Raw genomic sequence first — 16,794 nt, forward strand, 5'->3', positions numbered from 1 at the left:
CCAGAAGGAAGAAATGGAGGAATCGATGTGCAAAAACAGCTGAATCGAATTCTGGTCATTAACCCCGGCTCAACTTCGACAAAGATCGGCGTTTTTGACAACGATGTCCAGATCCTTGAAAAAACAATCCGCCACTCAACAGAAGAGCTGGCGGATTTCCCTGCCATTATTGACCAGTTCCAATTCAGGAAACAAAACATATTGGAAGCGCTGGATGAAGAAGGCATGAACGTCTCGAAACTTTCTGCCGTATGCGGAAGGGGCGGCTTGTTGCGGCCGATCGAAGGCGGCACTTACGCTGTCAATGAAGCGATGCTGGAGGATTTACGCGAAGGCTATTCGGGCCAGCACGCTTCCAACCTCGGCGGCATCATCGCCCATGAAATTGCCGAAGGATTGAACATCCCGGCATTTATTGTCGATCCGGTGGTGGTTGATGAATTAGCGCCTATTGCACGTGTTTCCGGCTTTTCATTAATTGAACGCAAATCGATTTTCCATGCCCTCAACCAAAAAGCGGTCGCAAGACGCTATGCCAAAGAGACAGGGCGGGCATACCAGGACCTGCGCCTCATCGTTACACATATGGGCGGAGGCATCACGGTCGGCGTGCATGAAGGCGGCAAAGTCGTCGACGTCAATAATGGCTTGCACGGCGATGGCCCTTTCAGCCCGGAGCGGGCAGGCACCGTGCCGGCGGGTGATTTGGTCGAACTGTGCTTTTCCGGACAATATTATCGTCATGAGATCATGAAAAAGCTCGTCGGGCAAGGCGGGTTGGTCGGTTATCTCGGCACGAACGACGCAGTGACGGTCGAAAAACGCATCCAAAAAGGCGATAAGGAAGCCGCCTTGATTTACGAGGCGATGGCTTATCAAGTCGCCAAGGAAATCGGTTCTGCAAGTGCCGTATTGAAAGGGCAGGTCGATGCCATCATCCTGACCGGCGGCTTGGCTTATGGAAAAGAGTTCGTCAAATCGATTTCTGACCGAATTTCATGGATTGCCGACGTGGTGATTCACCCCGGCGAAAACGAATTGCAAGCGCTCGCAGAAGGCGCCAGCCGGGTACTCGACGGCGAAGAACAAGCTCGAATCTATCCAAACGGTTAACCATTCCAAAGGAGGAATACCCAATGGCTCAAAATTACGATGTCGTCATTCTAGGCGGCGGTACGGGCGGCTATGTAGCGGCAATCCGCTCAGCCCAGCTCGGCCTCAAAACTGCGATTGTCGAAAAAGGCAATCTGGGCGGCACATGCCTGCATAAAGGCTGTATCCCGAGTAAAGCATTGCTCCGCAGTGCGGAAGTTTATGCGACGACGAAAAACCATGCGGCTGATTTCGGCGTCAATACCGGGGAAGTTTCACTCGATTTCTCTCGCGTCCAACAGCGCAAACAAGGGATCGTCGACCAGCTTCATGCCGGTGTCCAAGGCTTGATGAAAAAAGGTAAGATCGATGTCTATGAAGGCATCGGCCGCATTCTCGGCCCATCGATCTTCTCGCCGAGCCCTGGAACCATCTCCGTCGAGATGAACAACGGAGAAGAAAATGAAATGCTCATCCCGAACAATGTCATCATCGCAACCGGATCACGCCCGCGGACATTGCCAGGTCTTGAGATCGACGGGGAATTCGTCATGAGCTCAGATGAAGCACTTGCCATGAGCGAATTGCCGAAATCCATTTTGATCGTCGGAGGCGGTGTCATCGGAATCGAATGGGCATCGATGCTCAACGATTTCGGCGTTGACGTGACGGTTCTCGAATATGCGGACCGCATCATCCCGACCGAAGATAAAGACATTTCAAAGGAAATGCAGAAATTATTGAAGAAAAAAGGGATAAACTTCGCCACAAGTGCCAAAGTCTTGCCGGAAACAGTCGAAAAAGGCGATGGCCAAGTGTCGATCCAGGCAGAAATCAACGGCAGCAATGAATCATTCACTGCCGATAAAATGCTGGTCTCGGTCGGACGCCAAGCGAATGTGGAGAATATCGGGATCGAAAACACGGACATCCTTGTTGAGAATGGTTTCATCCAAGTGAAGAACACATTCCAGACGAAAGAATCCCATATTTACGCAATCGGTGACGTCATCGGCGGCCTGCAGCTTGCACACGTCGCGTCACATGAAGGCATCACGGCTGTCGAGCATATTAAAGGCAATGCACCGCACGCCATCGATTACGATTTGGTCTCCCGTTGCATCTACTCGAATCCGGAAGCGGCAAGTGTCGGCATTACGGAAGACCAGGCGAAAGAGCAAGGCTATGATGTGAAAACCGGGAAATTCTCATTCAAGGCAATTGGCAAAGCGCTGGTCTACGGGGAATCGGATGGTTTCGTCAAGATCATTGCGGATAAAGAAACGAATGATATCCTCGGCGTGCACATGATCGGGCCGCATGTCACGGACATGATCTCGGAAGCCGGGCTTGCGATGGTACTTGACGCAACGCCATGGGAAATTGCAGATACGATCCACCCGCACCCGACGCTTTCAGAGGTCATGGGCGAAGCAGCTTTAGCCGTAGACGGCAAAGCGATCCATAGTTAAAGGAGGAAATTCAATGGCTACGAAACACGAAGAAGTAGGATTGACGAACGAAGATGTCTTGAAAATATATGAAACGATGTTGACGGCACGCCGCGTCGATGAACGCATGTGGCTCCTGAACCGCGCCGGTAAAATTCCTTTCGTCATTTCTTGCCAAGGGCAGGAGGCGGCACAGGTCGGGGCGGCTTATGCGCTCGATAACACGAAAGATTACGTTGCGCCGTATTACCGCGACCTTGGCGTCGTCCTCCATTTCGGGATGACACCGAAAGAATTGATGCTGTCGGCTTTTGCCAAAGCAGAAGATCCGAACTCAGGCGGCCGCCAGATGCCCGGGCATTTCGGCCAGAAGAAAAACCGCATCCTGACAGGTTCTTCTCCTGTAACGACACAGCTCCCTCACGCAGTGGGCGTCGCGCTTGCAGGGAAAATGAAGAAGAAGGATTTTATCACATTCAACACGCTCGGTGAAGGATCTTCCAACCAAGGCGATTTCCATGAAGGCTTGAACTTTGCAGGTGTCCATAAATTGCCGGTCATCACGATGGTCGAAAACAACCGCTATGCGATTTCCGTGCCATTCGACCGCCAAGTGGCGAGCAAGAGCGTTTCAGACCGCGCGGCAAGCTACGGCATGCCAGGCGTGACGATTGACGGAAACGACCCGATCGAAGTTTACAAGCACGTGAAAGAAGCGGCAGACCGCGCACGCAATGGCGAAGGCCCGAGCCTGATCGAGACGGTCTCGGAACGCATGACGGCCCACTCATCAGACGATGACCACCGCCAATACCGTTCTGCGGATGAGCTTGCGGCACAGAAAGAAAAAGACCCGATCCTGTTGTTCGGTGCTTATTTGAAAGAAAATGGCATCATGGATGATGCACTCGAAAAAGAAATCAACGACCGCATCATGGCTCTTGTCAACGAAGCGACGGATTATGCAGAAAATGCACCGTATGCAAAAGCGGAAGATGCATTGAAATATGTCTATGCAGAAGAAGGAGGAAACGAATAATGGCGGTTATGAGTTATATCGATGCCATCACGCTGGCCATGAAAGAAGAAATGGCGCGTGACGAAAACGTTTTCGTACTTGGGGAAGATGTCGGTAAGAAAGGCGGCGTCTTCAAAGCGACTCAAGGGCTCTACGACGAATTCGGCGAAGACCGCGTAGTCGACACGCCACTCGCTGAATCAGCCATTGCCGGAGTCGGGATCGGCGCGGCCATGTACGGCCTGCGCCCGATCGCTGAATTCCAGTTCGCAGATTTCATCATGCCGGCAGTCAACCAGATCATTTCGGAAGCTTCCCGCATCCGTTACCGTTCGAACAATGATTGGTCCTGCCCGATTGTCTTCCGTGCGCCTTTCGGCGGGGGCGTCCACGGCGCATTGTACCACTCTCAGTCGGTTGAGGCGGTATTCGCAAACCAGCCTGGATTGAAAATCGTCATCCCGTCCAACCCGTATGACGCTAAAGGGCTTTTGAAAGCCGCGATCCGCGATGAAGACCCGGTCATGTTCTTTGAACACAAACGTGCTTACCGCCTGATCAAAGGCGAAGTGCCGGAAGACGATTACACAATCGAAATCGGGAAGGCCGACGTCAAGCGTGAAGGGGAAGACATCACGGTCATCACTTACGGCCTGGCTGTCAACTTCGCGTTGCAAGCAGCCGAACGCCTGGCAGAAGACGGCTATTCAGCGCATATCCTCGATTTGCGCACGATCTATCCGCTGGACAAAGAGGCCATCATCGAAGCGGCGAAAAAGACTGGTAAAGTCCTCCTGGTCACTGAAGACAATAAAGAAGGAAGCATCATCGGCGAAGTGGCAGCGATCATTGCAGAAAACTGCCTATTCGACCTTGACGCACCGATCAAGCGCCTCGCTGGGCCGGACGTCCCGGCGATGCCATACGCACCGACCATGGAAAAATTCTTCATGATCAACCCGGACAAAGTAGAAAAAGCCATGAGAGAACTAGCCGAGTTTTAAGAAGAAAAGCGGAAATGGCCGTCTAGCTTCGACAGGCATAAAGCAGGCTGGCGAAGCGGCGCTTTTTTGCCGCACAGCCAGAATGATTTATGACCCGAGAAGCTGGCCGTTGGAGCTGGACAGAAGAAAAGCGGAGTTGCCCATCTAGCCCCGACAAGCGCTGGAGGTCACGCCAGCACTGGCGTTCTTTGCCAGTGCAGGTGGGGCCGAAGCGACCTCGAGGGGCTGGGCAACGAAGCTGGACAAAAGAAAAGCGAAAACGGCCGTTTAGCTTCGACAGGCATAAGACGAACCGGCGAAATATAGAGGCATGCAATACAGATTGAAAAGGAGGAACCCCTTTGGCTATTGAAAAAATCACGATGCCGCAACTAGGCGAGAGTGTAACAGAAGGCACAATCGAAAAATGGCTCGTCCAGCCAGGCGATCACGTAAATAAGTATGATCCGTTGGCGGAAGTCAATACTGATAAAGTAACCGCAGAAGTCCCTTCATCCTTTACAGGAACGATCAAAGAGTTGATCGCTTCCGAAGGGGATACATTGGAAGTCGGCGAAGTGGTCTGCACAATCGAAACTGAGGGCGGAGATTCCGCGCCAGTCGAAGAGGCGAAGCCGGCTGAAGGCGAAAAAGCCAATGAAATGCCGGCTGCAGGCGCGGCACCAACGAAACAGCTTGAAGGCGAAAAAGGCTCCTCGAAACCAGCTAAACCTCAAGGCGGGAAAGCGCGCTATTCACCAGCCGTTCTCCGTCTTGCACAGGATCATGATATTGACTTGAACCAAGTCGAAGGATCCGGAAACGAAGGCCGCATCACCCGCAAGGACCTGCTGCAATTGATCGAAAGCGGCAATATCCCGCAAGCTGGCGGCAAAACGGCACAAGCTGCCGGAGCGACTGAAGCGGCAGAGCCTGTTCAACAAGCTGCACCGCAACAAGCGCCAACAGCGCCGGCAGCGAAGGAAGAGTCGATCGAATCGGCAACTGGCGATATCGAGATTCCGGTAACTGGCGTGCGTAAAGCGATTGCTGCGAATATGCTCAAGAGCAAGCACGAAGCGCCGCACGCTTGGATGATGATCGAAGTCGACGTGACAGACCTTGCACAGTTCCGCGATTCCATCAAAGGCGACTTCAAGAAAAAAGAAGGATTCAACATCACGTATTTTGCGTTCTTCGTCAAAGCGATCTCCCAGGCCTTGAAAGAGTTCCCGATGATGAACTCGATGTGGGCGGGAGACAAGATCATCCAGAAGAAAGACATCAATATCTCGATTGCTGTCGCTTCGGATAACGCCTTGTTCGTACCGGTCATCAAAAATGCCGACGAAAAATCCGTCAAAGGCATTGGACGCGAAATCAACGAACTAGCGCAAAAAGCGCGCGCAGGGAAATTGAAATCGGCAGATATGCAAGGCGGCACTTTCACCGTCAACAACACCGGGTCATTCGGCTCAGTGCAGTCGATGGGAATCATCAACCATCCGCAAGCTGCCATCATCCAAGTCGAGTCGATCGTCAAGCGCCCTGTCATCATGCAAGGCGGAATGATCGCCCCACGCGACATGGTCAACTTGTGCTTATCGCTCGATCACCGTGTCCTCGATGGCCTTGTCTGCGGGCAATTCCTGGCACGCGTCAAAGAAATCCTTGAAAAGATGAACAAAGAGAATACATCTGTTTATTGATGAAAAGTTTGGAGTCTTCGGACTTCAAACTTTTTTTTACTTTCAGTAACTTGCTGCGTCAGGTAAAATGGAGTCAGAAAGCTTTGAGGAGGGAATAGTTTGACGATTGAATCGATGAAGAACATTCAGTTTCCGGAGCATACATATGAAGAATGGAAACAAGCAGCAGAAGCTGCATTGAAAGGCAAAGATTTTGAAAAGGTGATGAAAACCCGCACCATTGAGGACATCACCCTTGAACCCCTCTATACAAAAGAGATGCTGGAACGCAGCGTATCCGATGTGGATGCGCAAGTGGCAGTAGTCCAAAGCGGAAAGTTCGGGCCTTCCTGGATCGTTGCCCAGGAAATCACTGCGCATGATGCCGAGGAGTTTCTGGCAGTGACGGAAGATGACCTATCCCGCGGCAATGAAGCGGTCGTCTATTCAGGCGCGCAGCCATTCGAATGGTCAGAAACGCAACTCGGACGGCTTGCGGAATTAATTGTCCGTTACCCGATTTATTTTAAAGTGACCGAAGACGAAGACCCGATTTTGCGAGTGTTCGATAAGCTGTCAGCCGAACAGCGGTCGGCTGTTGAAGGAGTGATTTTCACGGAAGAACCGATCGAGGCACCGGAGAATGTCCGGACCGGCTTGATCGACACATTGCCGACGCATAATGCCGGAGGAACGATCATCCATGAACTCGGTGTGGCACTTAGCATGATGGCCGAAACATTGAAACAACAAGACTTCGAATCAGCGGCCAAGAAATTCTGGATCCGTTTTGCGGTCGATACCCATTTCTTCCAGGAAATTTCCAAGATACGGGCATTCCGTGTATTATGGCACGCATTTTGTTCCGCTTACGGTCAACAAGCGCCGCGTATTCCTGTGTTTACGGAAACTTCAGTGCGTTCGTATTCCAAACTGGACCCTTACGTCAATTTACTGCGCGCTGGAAATGCGACATTCTCTGCCGTCCTGGCAGGGACCGATGGCCATACAGTGCATCCGCATGACTTCCTGACGGTTCCGACCGGCTCCAGCCGCCGCATTGCACGCAATGTCCAATTGGTCATTAAAGAAGAATCGCATGTTTCGCATGTCACGGATGCTGCGGCGGGTTCTTATTACATTGAAAGCCTGACCCGTGAGTATGTAGAAGGGGCATGGAAGTATTTCCTGGAAATCCAGGAAGCTGGCGGCTATTCAGAAGTGAAGCGGACCGGCTGGCTGACGGACGATATTCAGGCAAAATGGCTCGAACGCGAACAGCAAGTGGCCAATCGCAAAGCTTCCTTAATCGGGACGAATATTTACGCCAACCCACAGGAACCAGTGAAAGATGCGAAAATCGATGCTGCCCATCTTGAATACATGACAGCTAAACGCCTGGCGACGCCATTCGAGAAATTACGCGCAAAAAGCCGTGAAACGAGCGTGAAATCGGCTGTGGTCCTTCTAGAACCATTAAAAGCCGTGAAGCCGCAGGCAGATTTCGTGCAAGGTTTCCTTTCCGTCGCCGGAATCGAACCCGAGCTAAGCCCATATCTTTCATCTGCTGACGAAGTGAACCGCTATATCCGTTCCGAAGAGCTGGATTACGCCGTTCTTTGCGGGAGCCGGGAAACCCTGGAGAAAATCATCCCGCAACTGGAAGTGAAAGCAGCTGTAGACGTCGCTGGAAAAATCGATGCCGAAACCTTGGAATCCTGGGAATCAAACGGCGTCCGCGACTCGCTGTATGCAGGGAAGCCGTTGATTGAGAAATTGGAAGCTGTTTTGTCACTTGGAAAGGAGGCGCTGTAAATGACTGCACCGGATTTCACGAAAATCGATGTTACAAAGCTGGATACGCAAAAATTAGGTGAACGTGGCGATAGCGCTTTTATGACCAATGAAGGCATTGCCGTGAAACCTTTTTATACTTCTGATGATTTGAATAAAGAACAGGTGAGTTTTCCCGGGTTTGCGCCGAACGTCCGTGGTCCTTATCCGACAATGTATGTGTCCCGGCCATGGACGGTGCGGCAGTATGCCGGATTCTCCACAGCCGAAGAAAGCAACGCGTTTTACCGACGCAATTTGGCGATGGGGCAAAAAGGCTTGTCGGTAGCGTTTGACCTCGCGACACACCGCGGCTATGATTCCGATCACCCCCGGGTTGTCGGGGATGTCGGGAAAGCGGGAGTGGCGATCGATAGCGTGGAGGATATGAAAATCCTGTTCGACGGCATTCCACTTGATCAAATGTCCGTCTCGATGACGATGAACGGCGCGGTCGTGCCGATCATGGCGTTTTTCATCGTCGCAGCTGAAGAGCAGGGCGTATCGCCCGAACAACTGGCCGGGACGATACAGAACGATATCCTGAAGGAATACATGGTCCGCAACACTTATATCTATCCTCCGGCGATGTCGATGCAAATCATTGCCGATATCTTTAAATATACTTCCAGCCATATGCCGAAATTCAATTCGATTTCCATCTCGGGCTATCATATCCAAGAAGCGGGTGCGACGGCGGATATCGAACTTGCCTATACGCTTGCAGATGGATTGGAATATGTCCGGACCGGATTGGAGGCAGGAATCGGGATCGACCAATTCGCGCCGCGCCTATCGTTCTTCTGGGGCATCGGCATGAACTACTTCATGGAAGTGGCAAAAATGCGTGCCGGACGCGAAATCTGGGCGAAGATGATGAAGAGCTTCGATCCGCAAAATGCCAAATCCCTGGCGCTCCGCACCCATTCACAAACTTCCGGGTGGAGCTTGACGGAGCAGGACCCGTTCAATAATGTAACGCGCACGCTTCTCGAAGCGAACGCTGCGGCAATGGGCCACACGCAATCCTTGCACACGAATGCACTTGACGAAGCGATTGCCCTGCCGACGGACTTCTCAGCCCGCATCGCGCGCAATACCCAATTGTTCCTTCAGGAAGAGACGATGATGAACAATACGATTGACCCGTGGGGCGGATCGTATTATGTCGAAAAACTGACGGAAGAACTAGTGGAAAAAGCATGGGCGTTAATCGAGGAAGTCGAAGAACTCGGCGGCATGGCAAAAGCGATCGAAACCGGCCTTCCGAAAATGCGTATCGAAGAAGCGGCGGCGAAGAAACAGGCGCAGATCGATTCGAATGAAGAAACGATCATCGGCGTCAACCGTTACCGGCTGGACCAGGAAGACCCGATCGATATCCTGAATATCGATAACACGATGGTGCGCAAAAAGCAGATCGAACGGCTCGACCGGATGCGTGATACGCGCGATCAGAAAAAAGTGGAGAAAGCCCTTTTGGAATTGACAAAAGCGGCACAAAGCGGCGAAGACAATATTCTTGCCTGCGCGATTGAAGCAGCTCGCCACCGGGCATCACTCGGCGAGATTTCAGATGCCATCGAAAAAGCTTCCGGCAGGCACAAGGCGGTGATCCGTTCAGTGAGTGGCGTATACAGTTCGAACTTCTCCAACCAGGAAGAGATGCAGATCGTCAAGCAAATGACGGAAGAATTCATCGAAAACGAAGGCCGCCGCCCGCGCATCTTGATTGCCAAAATGGGGCAGGACGGCCATGACCGCGGAGCGAAAGTCATTTCGACCGCATTTGCAGACCTTGGTTTTGATGTCGACATCGGGCCATTGTTCCAGACGCCTGCAGAAACAGCGCAGCAGGCAGCCGAAAACGATGTCCACGTCATCGGCGTCAGCTCGCTGGCGGCCGGCCATATGACACTGGTGCCGGATCTCGCGGCAGAATTGAAAAAAGTCGGCCGCGAAGACATTTTGATCGTCGTCGGCGGCGTCATCCCGGCGCAGGATTATGAATTCCTGCGCAATAACGGCGCAAGTGCCATCTTCGGACCAGGGACGGTCATCCCGGTCGCCGCCCAGAAAGTCATCGAAGAAATCTACGCACGCCTCGGATACGAGGAAGAGGCAGACTGATGGATCATGAGAAGCAGTCCAGGCAGGTCATGTCGGGTGTTTCGGATGCTCATGACGGCATGAAAGCATTGCCGAGAAAAAAATTCAAGAAACCGAACAAGAGCCAATTTGATATAGATGAACTCGCGCGTGGCGTCCAAAGCGGTTCGCGTCTGCATTTAGGGAAGGCAATCACCTTGCTTGAAAGCACCAACCCCGAACACAAAAAGCGCGGCCAGGAATTATTGAATGTGTTGCTGCCGAAAACGGGCAATAGCATCCGTATCGGCATCACGGGCGTCCCTGGGGCAGGCAAAAGCACGTTCATCGAAACTTTCGGGACAATGCTGACGGAACTTGGACACCGGGTTGCGGTGCTCGCGATCGACCCGAGCTCCTCCCGGACAGGCGGCAGTATACTCGGCGACAAAACGCGGATGGAAGAACTCGCGAGAAACCCGCAGGCATTCATCCGGCCTTCGCCGACAGCGGGTACGCTCGGCGGCGTCCATAAGAAAACGCGCGAGACGATGCTTTTGTGCGAAGCGGCAGGATATGATGTGATCCTGGTCGAGACGGTCGGGGTCGGCCAGAGCGAAACGCTTGTGCGCGGAATGGTCGACATGTTCCTCTTGTTGGTATTGACAGGAGCCGGAGATGAACTGCAAGGAATGAAAAAAGGAATTCTGGAATTGGCGGATGCGATGATTGTCCATAAAGCGGATCAGGAAAACTTGCCGCTTGCCAAGAAAACCGTCCGGGAATACAAACAGATGCTCCATTTCTTGCAGCCGGCGACAGCTGGCTGGACGACACGCCCTTTGGCTGCCTCTTCTCTGGAAGGGACCGGCATGCAGGAAATCTGGGAGATGGTCAAGGAATTCGAGCATACGGTGAAAGAAAGCGGCTATTGGAACAAGCGGCGTCAGGAGCAGACACAGGATTGGTTCCATTCGATGATCACCGATGAATTACTCGGCCGTTTCTACGGGGACCCTGAGCGCAAACAGCAGGTGAGGGAGATGGAACAGCGCATACTCAATGACCGGCTGACGGTCTCGCAGGCAGTTGCTGAACTGTTCAAGTAAGCTTTTTTGCAACTGTGCCGCCGTCCTGATATGATAAGAACAGCAATAATGAAGGAGTGGTACAGATGAGCATGGATTTTAATTTCCTGATGAATGATATCGTTACACAAGCCCGTCAAGAACTGACAGACGGTGGCTATACACAACTTGAAACAGCTGAAGACGTGCAAGAGGCTTTCGCAAAACCCGGCACGAGCCTTGTCATGATCAATTCGGTTTGCGGTTGCGCAGGCGGCATCGCACGCCCGGCTGCTCTTCATTCAATCCATTACGATAAACGCCCGGATCACTTGTATACCGTGTTTGCCGGACAGGATAAGGAAGCAACTGCGCAAGCGCGCGCATTGTTCGGAGATGACCATTTGCCATCATCACCATCGTTCGCGTTCCTGAAAGACGGTAAATTGGTGGATGAAATCGGCCGCCATGAAATTGAAGGGCACGACCCGATGTCAGTCATTACGCATATCCAATCAATTTTCGAAGAGCATTGCGAGGAAATGTAAGAAAAAAATGCCCCCGGCAGCGGGGGCATTTTTGTATTTCGAGGAGAGACGACTATGAAATTGAAACCTTACCGCATCGGCTACCGGACCATGAAAACGGCGCTCGGGGCCGCCATCGCCATTTATTTGGCACAGTTGATCGGGCTCGACTATTACGTATCGGCCGGCATCTTGACGATTTTATGTATCCAGCCCACAAAGAAGAAGTCAGTTCGTGCGGCGTTTTCCCGCTTTGTCGCGAGCATGATCGCCATCGGCTTCGCCTTCGTCTTTTTTGAACTGGGCACCTATCATCCTGTCGTGCTCGGCTTCATGATCTTGCTGTTCATCCCGGTACTCGTGAGCTTCGGATTCTCGGATGGGTTTGTCTCGAGTGCGGTCATCCTGCTGCATCTTTATGACGCTAAGAACCTGACTGGCGGATTATTTCTCAATGAGCTGATGCTGATGGTGATCGGCTTCGGGACGGCATTGATCGTCAATATGTATATGCCGAGCATCGAGAAGAAGCTTGATCGTTACAGGGAGGAAGTCGAACGTTTGTATTCGACGATTTTCCGGGAAACGACGATTTATTTGCGCCATGGCGAATCGGATTGGACCGGCAAAGAGTTGATGGAATCGGAAAAGCTCATCGAGAAAGCGAAAGCACTCGCCTATCAGGATGTTGAGAACCATTTGCTTCGCCATGAAAATAAGTATTATCATTATTTTGATATGCGCGAGCAGCAGCTCCAAATTATCGAGCGCATCTTGCCGAAAATTACGGCACTCCCGGTGATTGTTGGGCAGACGCAGCTCGTCGCTGATTTTTTAGAGGACTTGTCGGAACATGTGCATTCAGGCAATACTGCAGACCAGTACATCACGAAACTGGATCGGCTGAAAGCGAATTTTGCAGAGATGCCGTTGCCGGACACGCATGAAAAATTCCTCGCGATGGCCGATCTGAACGCCATCATTCAGGAGATGGAGACGTATCTTGAAATCAAGCAAAGCTATAAAGGCTTCCATAATAAAAAAGGGCTGAACCCAAGCCCCGCCTAAAAACAGCCCGGAGAACATTGGTTCTCCGGGCTGTTTTTGACTGTGCACATGAAAAAAGGACATCTTTTACGCATGATGCATGTAAAGCCGCCCTTCAGCAAATATCAAATTAAATGACGAAGCTTAAGCCCATCATCAGGCTCGACAGCAGCATCAATCCGACCATTGCGTAGACAATGACTTTACGGAAAGCTTGGTTTCTCATGGATAGCATAGCTCCTTTATTCCTTTACTGTGGCATCATCATACCATATTTCAACCCCAAAATAAACTGGCTTGTCCTTCATTTTCATAATATTCGATAACAACTAGAGTTTTTACCTCTGAATGGGTACAATAAAGAGGAAGTCAAAAAAGGAAGTGAATAAGGATGAAGAAAGTAGATCACATCGGAATCGCTGTAAAGGATTTAGAGCAGGTCCTGCCTTATTACACAGAGACACTCGGGTGTCCGCTGAAGAAAATCGAGGAAGTGGAAGGGCAGCAAGTCAAAGTCGCCTTTATCGATGCCGGCAATATCAAACTCGAACTATTGGAACCGATGAGTGAAGACAGCCCGATCCATAAATTCATCGAGAAAAAAGGGGAAGGCATCCACCATATCGCATTCGGTGTCGACGGCATCGAAGAACGCATGGCGGAACTTCGTGAAAACGGTGTCAAGTTATTGAGTGAAGAGCCGAAACCGGGCGCAGGCGGGGCAATGGTCGCGTTCTTGCATCCGAAGTCTTCAAACGGCGTCTTGTATGAACTTTGCGAAAAGAAGTGATGGAGGAGTGGGGAAATGGATATTTATGAGCGCATCAATGAGTTGTATGACAGAAAAAGGGAAATCGAATTGGGGGGCGGAGAAGCTCGCATCGACAAGCAACACGAAAAGGGCAAACTGACGGCACGCGAACGCATCGACTTATTGCTCGATGAAGGCAGCTTTGTCGAGCTGAGCCCATTTGTCGAGCACCGCACGACCGACTTCGGCATGGGCAAAGGCCCAGGCGAGGGCGTCGTCACCGGTTACGGTAAAGTGAATGGCCGCCCCGTCTATTTATTTTCACAGGATTTCACCGTGTTCGGCGGTGCGTTGGGTGAAATGCATGCCAAGAAAATCGCCAACGTCATGGATATGGCAGCCAAAAACGGCGCGCCTTTCATCGGCTTGAACGACTCCGGTGGTGCCCGCATCCAGGAAGGCGTGTTATCGCTTGACGGCTATGGCCATATTTTCTACCGCAATTCAATTTATTCGGGAGTTATCCCGCAAATCTCCGTCATCATGGGGCCATCTGCAGGCGGCGCGGTCTATTCGCCGGCCATTACCGATTTTGTCTTCATGGTCGACAAAACGAGCCAAATGTTCATCACCGGCCCGAAAGTCATCGAAACGGTCACAGGAGAAAAAATCTCCTCTGAGGATCTCGGGGGATCACGCGTACATACCGCTATCAGCGGAAATGCCCATTTCCGTTCAGGTTCAGAGCAGGAAGTTTTGGAAATGGTGCGCCAATTGGTCAGCTATTTGCCGCAGAACAACCAGGAAATGCCGCCGCGTCTTGAAGTCGAAAACGAAGACGATTACCGCCCGGATCTCGCAGATATCGTCCCTTACGAAGCGATTCGCCCGTACGATGTCCGGAAAGTGGTCGAACAAGTCGTCGACAAGGACAGCTTCATGGAAGTACAACCGGAGTTCGCACGCAATATCGTCGTTGGCCTTGCCCGCATCAAAGGGGAGACGGTCGGACTTGTGTGCAACCAGCCGAAAGTGATGGCAGGCGGACTCGATATCGATTCATCCGATAAAGCAGCACGCTTTATCCGTTTCTGCGACAGCTTCAATATCCCGCTCATTACGTTCGAAGATGTCACCGGTTTCTTCCCGGGCATCAAACAAGAGCATGGCGGCATCATCCGCCACGGGGCAAAAATCCTTTATGCTTATTCGGAAGCGACCGTCCCGAAAATGACGGTCATCTTGCGCAAAGCATACGGCGGTGCCTACGTCGCGCTCAACTCGAAATCGATCGGCGCGGATTTGGTATTCTCATGGCCGAACGCCGAAATTGCCGTTATGGGGCCGAACGGTGCGGCAAATATCATCTTCGCGCGTGAAATCGCTGCGAGCGACGATCCGGAAGCGACACGTGCTGCCAAAATCGAAGAGTACCGCGAGAAATTCGCAAACCCGTATGTCGCAGCTTCACGCGGCATGGTCGATGACGTCATCGACCCGCGCGAAACACGCATCAAGCTGATCCAGGCACTTGAGATGATGCGCAATAAGAAAGACGAACGGCCAAAGAAAAAACATGGCAATATGCCGCTATAAACAGCTGCGATCAATCTCTTCCTGTTAAAGGGAAGAGATTGATGCGTTTTGCATGAAGTCAGCAAGGGCTAGAGCTATAATAGGAATTGGACTAAATGGAATAGAAGAGGAGTTTTTGAATGAAAACCGATCGCTTATTGGAAGAATTTCTGGAGCTTGTGCAAATCGACTCCGAAACAAAAGAAGAAGCCGCCATTGCGGAAGTATTGACCACTAAGCTGGAAGCTCTTGGCTTTAGCGTAGTGGAAGACGACTCGAAACAACGCACCGGTCACGGTGCAGGAAACCTGGTGGCGACACTTGAAGGCACCAAAAAAGAGGCACCGCCGATTTATTTCACCGTACATATGGATACCGTCGTTCCGGGCAAGGGCATCAAGCCGGAAGTCCGTGACGGCTACGTGTATTCAGACGGCACGACCATCCTCGGCGCTGATGACAAGGCCGGTGTCGCGGCATTATTGGAACTCGCGCGCCACTTATCAGAAGAAAACGTCGAGCATGGGGACATCCAATTCCTGATCACGGCTGGCGAAGAAAGCGGGTTGGTCGGGGCGAAGGAATTCGACGCCTCCCTGTTGAAAGCGAAATTCGGCTACGCAGTCGACAGCGACGGCCAGGTCGGCGGCATCGTGACAGCGGCGCCGAACCAAGCGAAGCTGTGGACGACCATCTACGGCAAGACCGCCCACGCCGGCGTGGCCCCGGAAAAAGGAGTTTCTGCGATCACCATCGCGTCAAAAGCGATCGCTCGCATGAAACTCGGCCGTATCGATGAAGAGACGACCGCCAACATCGGGCGTTTCGAAGGCGGCAAAGCGACCAATATCGTCTGTGACGAAGTCCATATCCTGTCTGAAGCGCGTTCGATCAGTGAAGACAAATTGGCTGGCCAAACGGCGCATATGGAATCCGTTTTTGAAGAAGTCGCCAAGGAAATGGGCGGGCGTGCAGAGACAGACGTCCAGCTCATGTACCCAGGCTTCCGCTTTGATGAGATGGACCCTGTCGTGGATATCGCGAAAGCCGCAGCAGAACGCATCGGCCGCCCGTCGCCTGTCCTCACGAGCGGCGGCGGAAGCGATGCCAATATCATCAACGGCCACGGCGTCCCGACGGTCAATCTATGTGTTGGCTATGAAGAAATCCACACGACGAACGAGCGCATGCCGGTCCTGGAGCTCGAGAAACTGACCGAGCTACTAGTCGAAATCGTTAAAGAAGCAGCTACACGTTAATCAAACCAAAATAACTGCCCCGACAGGCCATTACACATGGCTTATCGGGGTATTTTTTAGTACTGGAGATTACGCTGCAAGGGGATGGGGCGAGTGTTGCATCGCTTTTCTCACTAGTGCTCAATCCATTGTGCCTCGTTTTTCTGTGATCGGGCATCACATGAAAAGCGTTGCTCAACTCTCGCTATGCTCCAGCTTCGCAAATGAATGGACTCGGCTTCCCCTCGCCATCCATTCGCCCCTTTCCGCTGCATCTCTAATTTTAGAGATGCAATATAATTCATTACGTAACGAAGTAAATACATATAGTTTTGTTCAGCCTTGGAAATACAAATTGAACAGCACACGGAACTTCTCTGTAATTATCAAGTCCAGCTAAGCGTCGCCACCAGCGGATGAAGTCAACCAATAGTGA

Annotated in this window: 14 protein-coding genes; 13 read left to right on the forward strand and 1 reads right to left on the reverse strand. The window is 51.8% G+C overall.

Annotated features, from left to right (window positions below):
• Window positions 1-27 precede the first annotated feature (27 nt).
• The 10 genes from buk (at window position 28) to BBI15_RS08070 (ending at window position 12,815) form a co-directional block, all read left to right on the forward strand.
• Complete coding sequence (gene buk / locus BBI15_RS08025) at window positions 28-1,113, forward strand: butyrate kinase (RefSeq protein ID WP_068869087.1); 1,086 nt, start codon at window positions 28-30, stop codon at window positions 1,111-1,113.
• Window positions 1,114-1,136: 23 nt separating this feature from the next.
• The gene (gene lpdA / locus BBI15_RS08030; protein ID WP_068869088.1) at window positions 1,137-2,564 is read left to right on the forward strand and encodes a dihydrolipoyl dehydrogenase; all 1,428 of its coding nucleotides are present in this window, start codon (window positions 1,137-1,139) and stop codon (window positions 2,562-2,564) included.
• A 13-nt stretch (window positions 2,565-2,577) separates the two neighbouring features.
• Window positions 2,578-3,582, forward strand: coding sequence for a thiamine pyrophosphate-dependent dehydrogenase E1 component subunit alpha (locus BBI15_RS08035; RefSeq protein ID WP_068869089.1), 1,005 nt, complete (start codon window positions 2,578-2,580; stop codon window positions 3,580-3,582).
• The gene (locus BBI15_RS08040; protein WP_068869090.1) at window positions 3,582-4,565 is read left to right on the forward strand and encodes an alpha-ketoacid dehydrogenase subunit beta; all 984 of its coding nucleotides are present in this window, start codon (window positions 3,582-3,584) and stop codon (window positions 4,563-4,565) included. Before BBI15_RS08035 ends, BBI15_RS08040 begins: the two co-directional genes overlap by 1 nt.
• A gap of 341 nt (window positions 4,566-4,906) precedes the next feature.
• Window positions 4,907-6,253: a dihydrolipoamide acetyltransferase family protein gene (locus tag BBI15_RS08045; RefSeq protein WP_068869091.1), complete on the forward strand. Its 1,347-nt coding sequence runs from the start codon at window positions 4,907-4,909 to the stop codon at window positions 6,251-6,253.
• A gap of 99 nt (window positions 6,254-6,352) precedes the next feature.
• A complete protein-coding gene (locus BBI15_RS08050) occupies window positions 6,353-8,047 on the forward strand; it encodes a methylmalonyl-CoA mutase family protein (RefSeq protein ID WP_084632792.1) in 1,695 nt (564 codons plus the stop codon).
• Entirely contained in the window at window positions 8,048-10,195 is a 2,148-nt protein-coding gene (gene scpA / locus BBI15_RS08055; protein WP_068869092.1) for a methylmalonyl-CoA mutase, read from the forward strand.
• A complete protein-coding gene (gene meaB / locus BBI15_RS08060; protein ID WP_068869093.1) occupies window positions 10,195-11,262 on the forward strand; it encodes a methylmalonyl Co-A mutase-associated GTPase MeaB in 1,068 nt (355 codons plus the stop codon). Before scpA ends, meaB begins: the two co-directional genes overlap by 1 nt.
• Window positions 11,263-11,327: 65 nt before the next feature.
• The gene (locus BBI15_RS08065; RefSeq protein ID WP_068869094.1) at window positions 11,328-11,768 is read left to right on the forward strand and encodes a BrxA/BrxB family bacilliredoxin; all 441 of its coding nucleotides are present in this window, start codon (window positions 11,328-11,330) and stop codon (window positions 11,766-11,768) included.
• 54 nt (window positions 11,769-11,822) lie between these two features.
• Window positions 11,823-12,815, forward strand: coding sequence for an aromatic acid exporter family protein (locus tag BBI15_RS08070; protein WP_068869095.1), 993 nt, complete (start codon window positions 11,823-11,825; stop codon window positions 12,813-12,815).
• Between the two features lie 109 nt (window positions 12,816-12,924).
• On the opposite strand, the gene prli42 is transcribed toward BBI15_RS08070, so the two are convergent.
• Window positions 12,925-13,020: a stressosome-associated protein Prli42 gene (prli42, locus tag BBI15_RS16420; protein ID WP_156889046.1), complete on the reverse strand. Its 96-nt coding sequence runs from the start codon at window positions 13,018-13,020 to the stop codon at window positions 12,925-12,927.
• Between the two features lie 165 nt (window positions 13,021-13,185).
• Here prli42 and mce point away from each other — a divergent pair, with 165 nt between their 5' ends.
• From mce to BBI15_RS08085, 3 genes are all read left to right on the forward strand, one after another.
• The gene (gene mce / locus BBI15_RS08075) at window positions 13,186-13,584 is read left to right on the forward strand and encodes a methylmalonyl-CoA epimerase (RefSeq protein WP_068869096.1); all 399 of its coding nucleotides are present in this window, start codon (window positions 13,186-13,188) and stop codon (window positions 13,582-13,584) included.
• A gap of 15 nt (window positions 13,585-13,599) precedes the next feature.
• Window positions 13,600-15,141 carry an acyl-CoA carboxylase subunit beta gene (locus BBI15_RS08080; RefSeq protein ID WP_068869097.1) on the forward strand — a complete coding sequence of 514 codons (1,542 nt, stop codon included), beginning with the start codon at window positions 13,600-13,602 and terminating at the stop codon, window positions 15,139-15,141.
• A gap of 119 nt (window positions 15,142-15,260) precedes the next feature.
• The gene (locus BBI15_RS08085; RefSeq protein ID WP_068869098.1) at window positions 15,261-16,379 is read left to right on the forward strand and encodes a M20/M25/M40 family metallo-hydrolase; all 1,119 of its coding nucleotides are present in this window, start codon (window positions 15,261-15,263) and stop codon (window positions 16,377-16,379) included.
• Window positions 16,380-16,794: the final 415 nt, after the last annotated feature.

This window comes from Planococcus plakortidis, assembly GCF_001687605.2.
GTDB classification, from domain to species: domain Bacteria; phylum Bacillota; class Bacilli; order Bacillales_A; family Planococcaceae; genus Planococcus; species Planococcus plakortidis.

Coding starts and splice junctions, on each gene's coding strand:
- lpdA (WP_068869088.1), top strand. CDS start 1,137: ATGGCTCAAAATTACGATGTCGTCATTCTAGGCGGCGGTACGGGCGGC.
- BBI15_RS08035 (WP_068869089.1), top strand. CDS start 2,578: ATGGCTACGAAACACGAAGAAGTAGGATTGACGAACGAAGATGTCTTG.
- BBI15_RS08040 (WP_068869090.1), top strand. CDS start 3,582: ATGGCGGTTATGAGTTATATCGATGCCATCACGCTGGCCATGAAAGAA.
- scpA (WP_068869092.1), top strand. CDS start 8,048: ATGACTGCACCGGATTTCACGAAAATCGATGTTACAAAGCTGGATACG.
- meaB (WP_068869093.1), top strand. CDS start 10,195: ATGGATCATGAGAAGCAGTCCAGGCAGGTCATGTCGGGTGTTTCGGAT.
- BBI15_RS08065 (WP_068869094.1), top strand. CDS start 11,328: ATGAGCATGGATTTTAATTTCCTGATGAATGATATCGTTACACAAGCC.
- BBI15_RS08070 (WP_068869095.1), top strand. CDS start 11,823: ATGAAATTGAAACCTTACCGCATCGGCTACCGGACCATGAAAACGGCG.
- prli42 (WP_156889046.1), bottom strand. CDS start 13,020: ATGAGAAACCAAGCTTTCCGTAAAGTCATTGTCTACGCAATGGTCGGA.
- mce (WP_068869096.1), top strand. CDS start 13,186: ATGAAGAAAGTAGATCACATCGGAATCGCTGTAAAGGATTTAGAGCAG.
- BBI15_RS08080 (WP_068869097.1), top strand. CDS start 13,600: ATGGATATTTATGAGCGCATCAATGAGTTGTATGACAGAAAAAGGGAA.
- BBI15_RS08085 (WP_068869098.1), top strand. CDS start 15,261: ATGAAAACCGATCGCTTATTGGAAGAATTTCTGGAGCTTGTGCAAATC.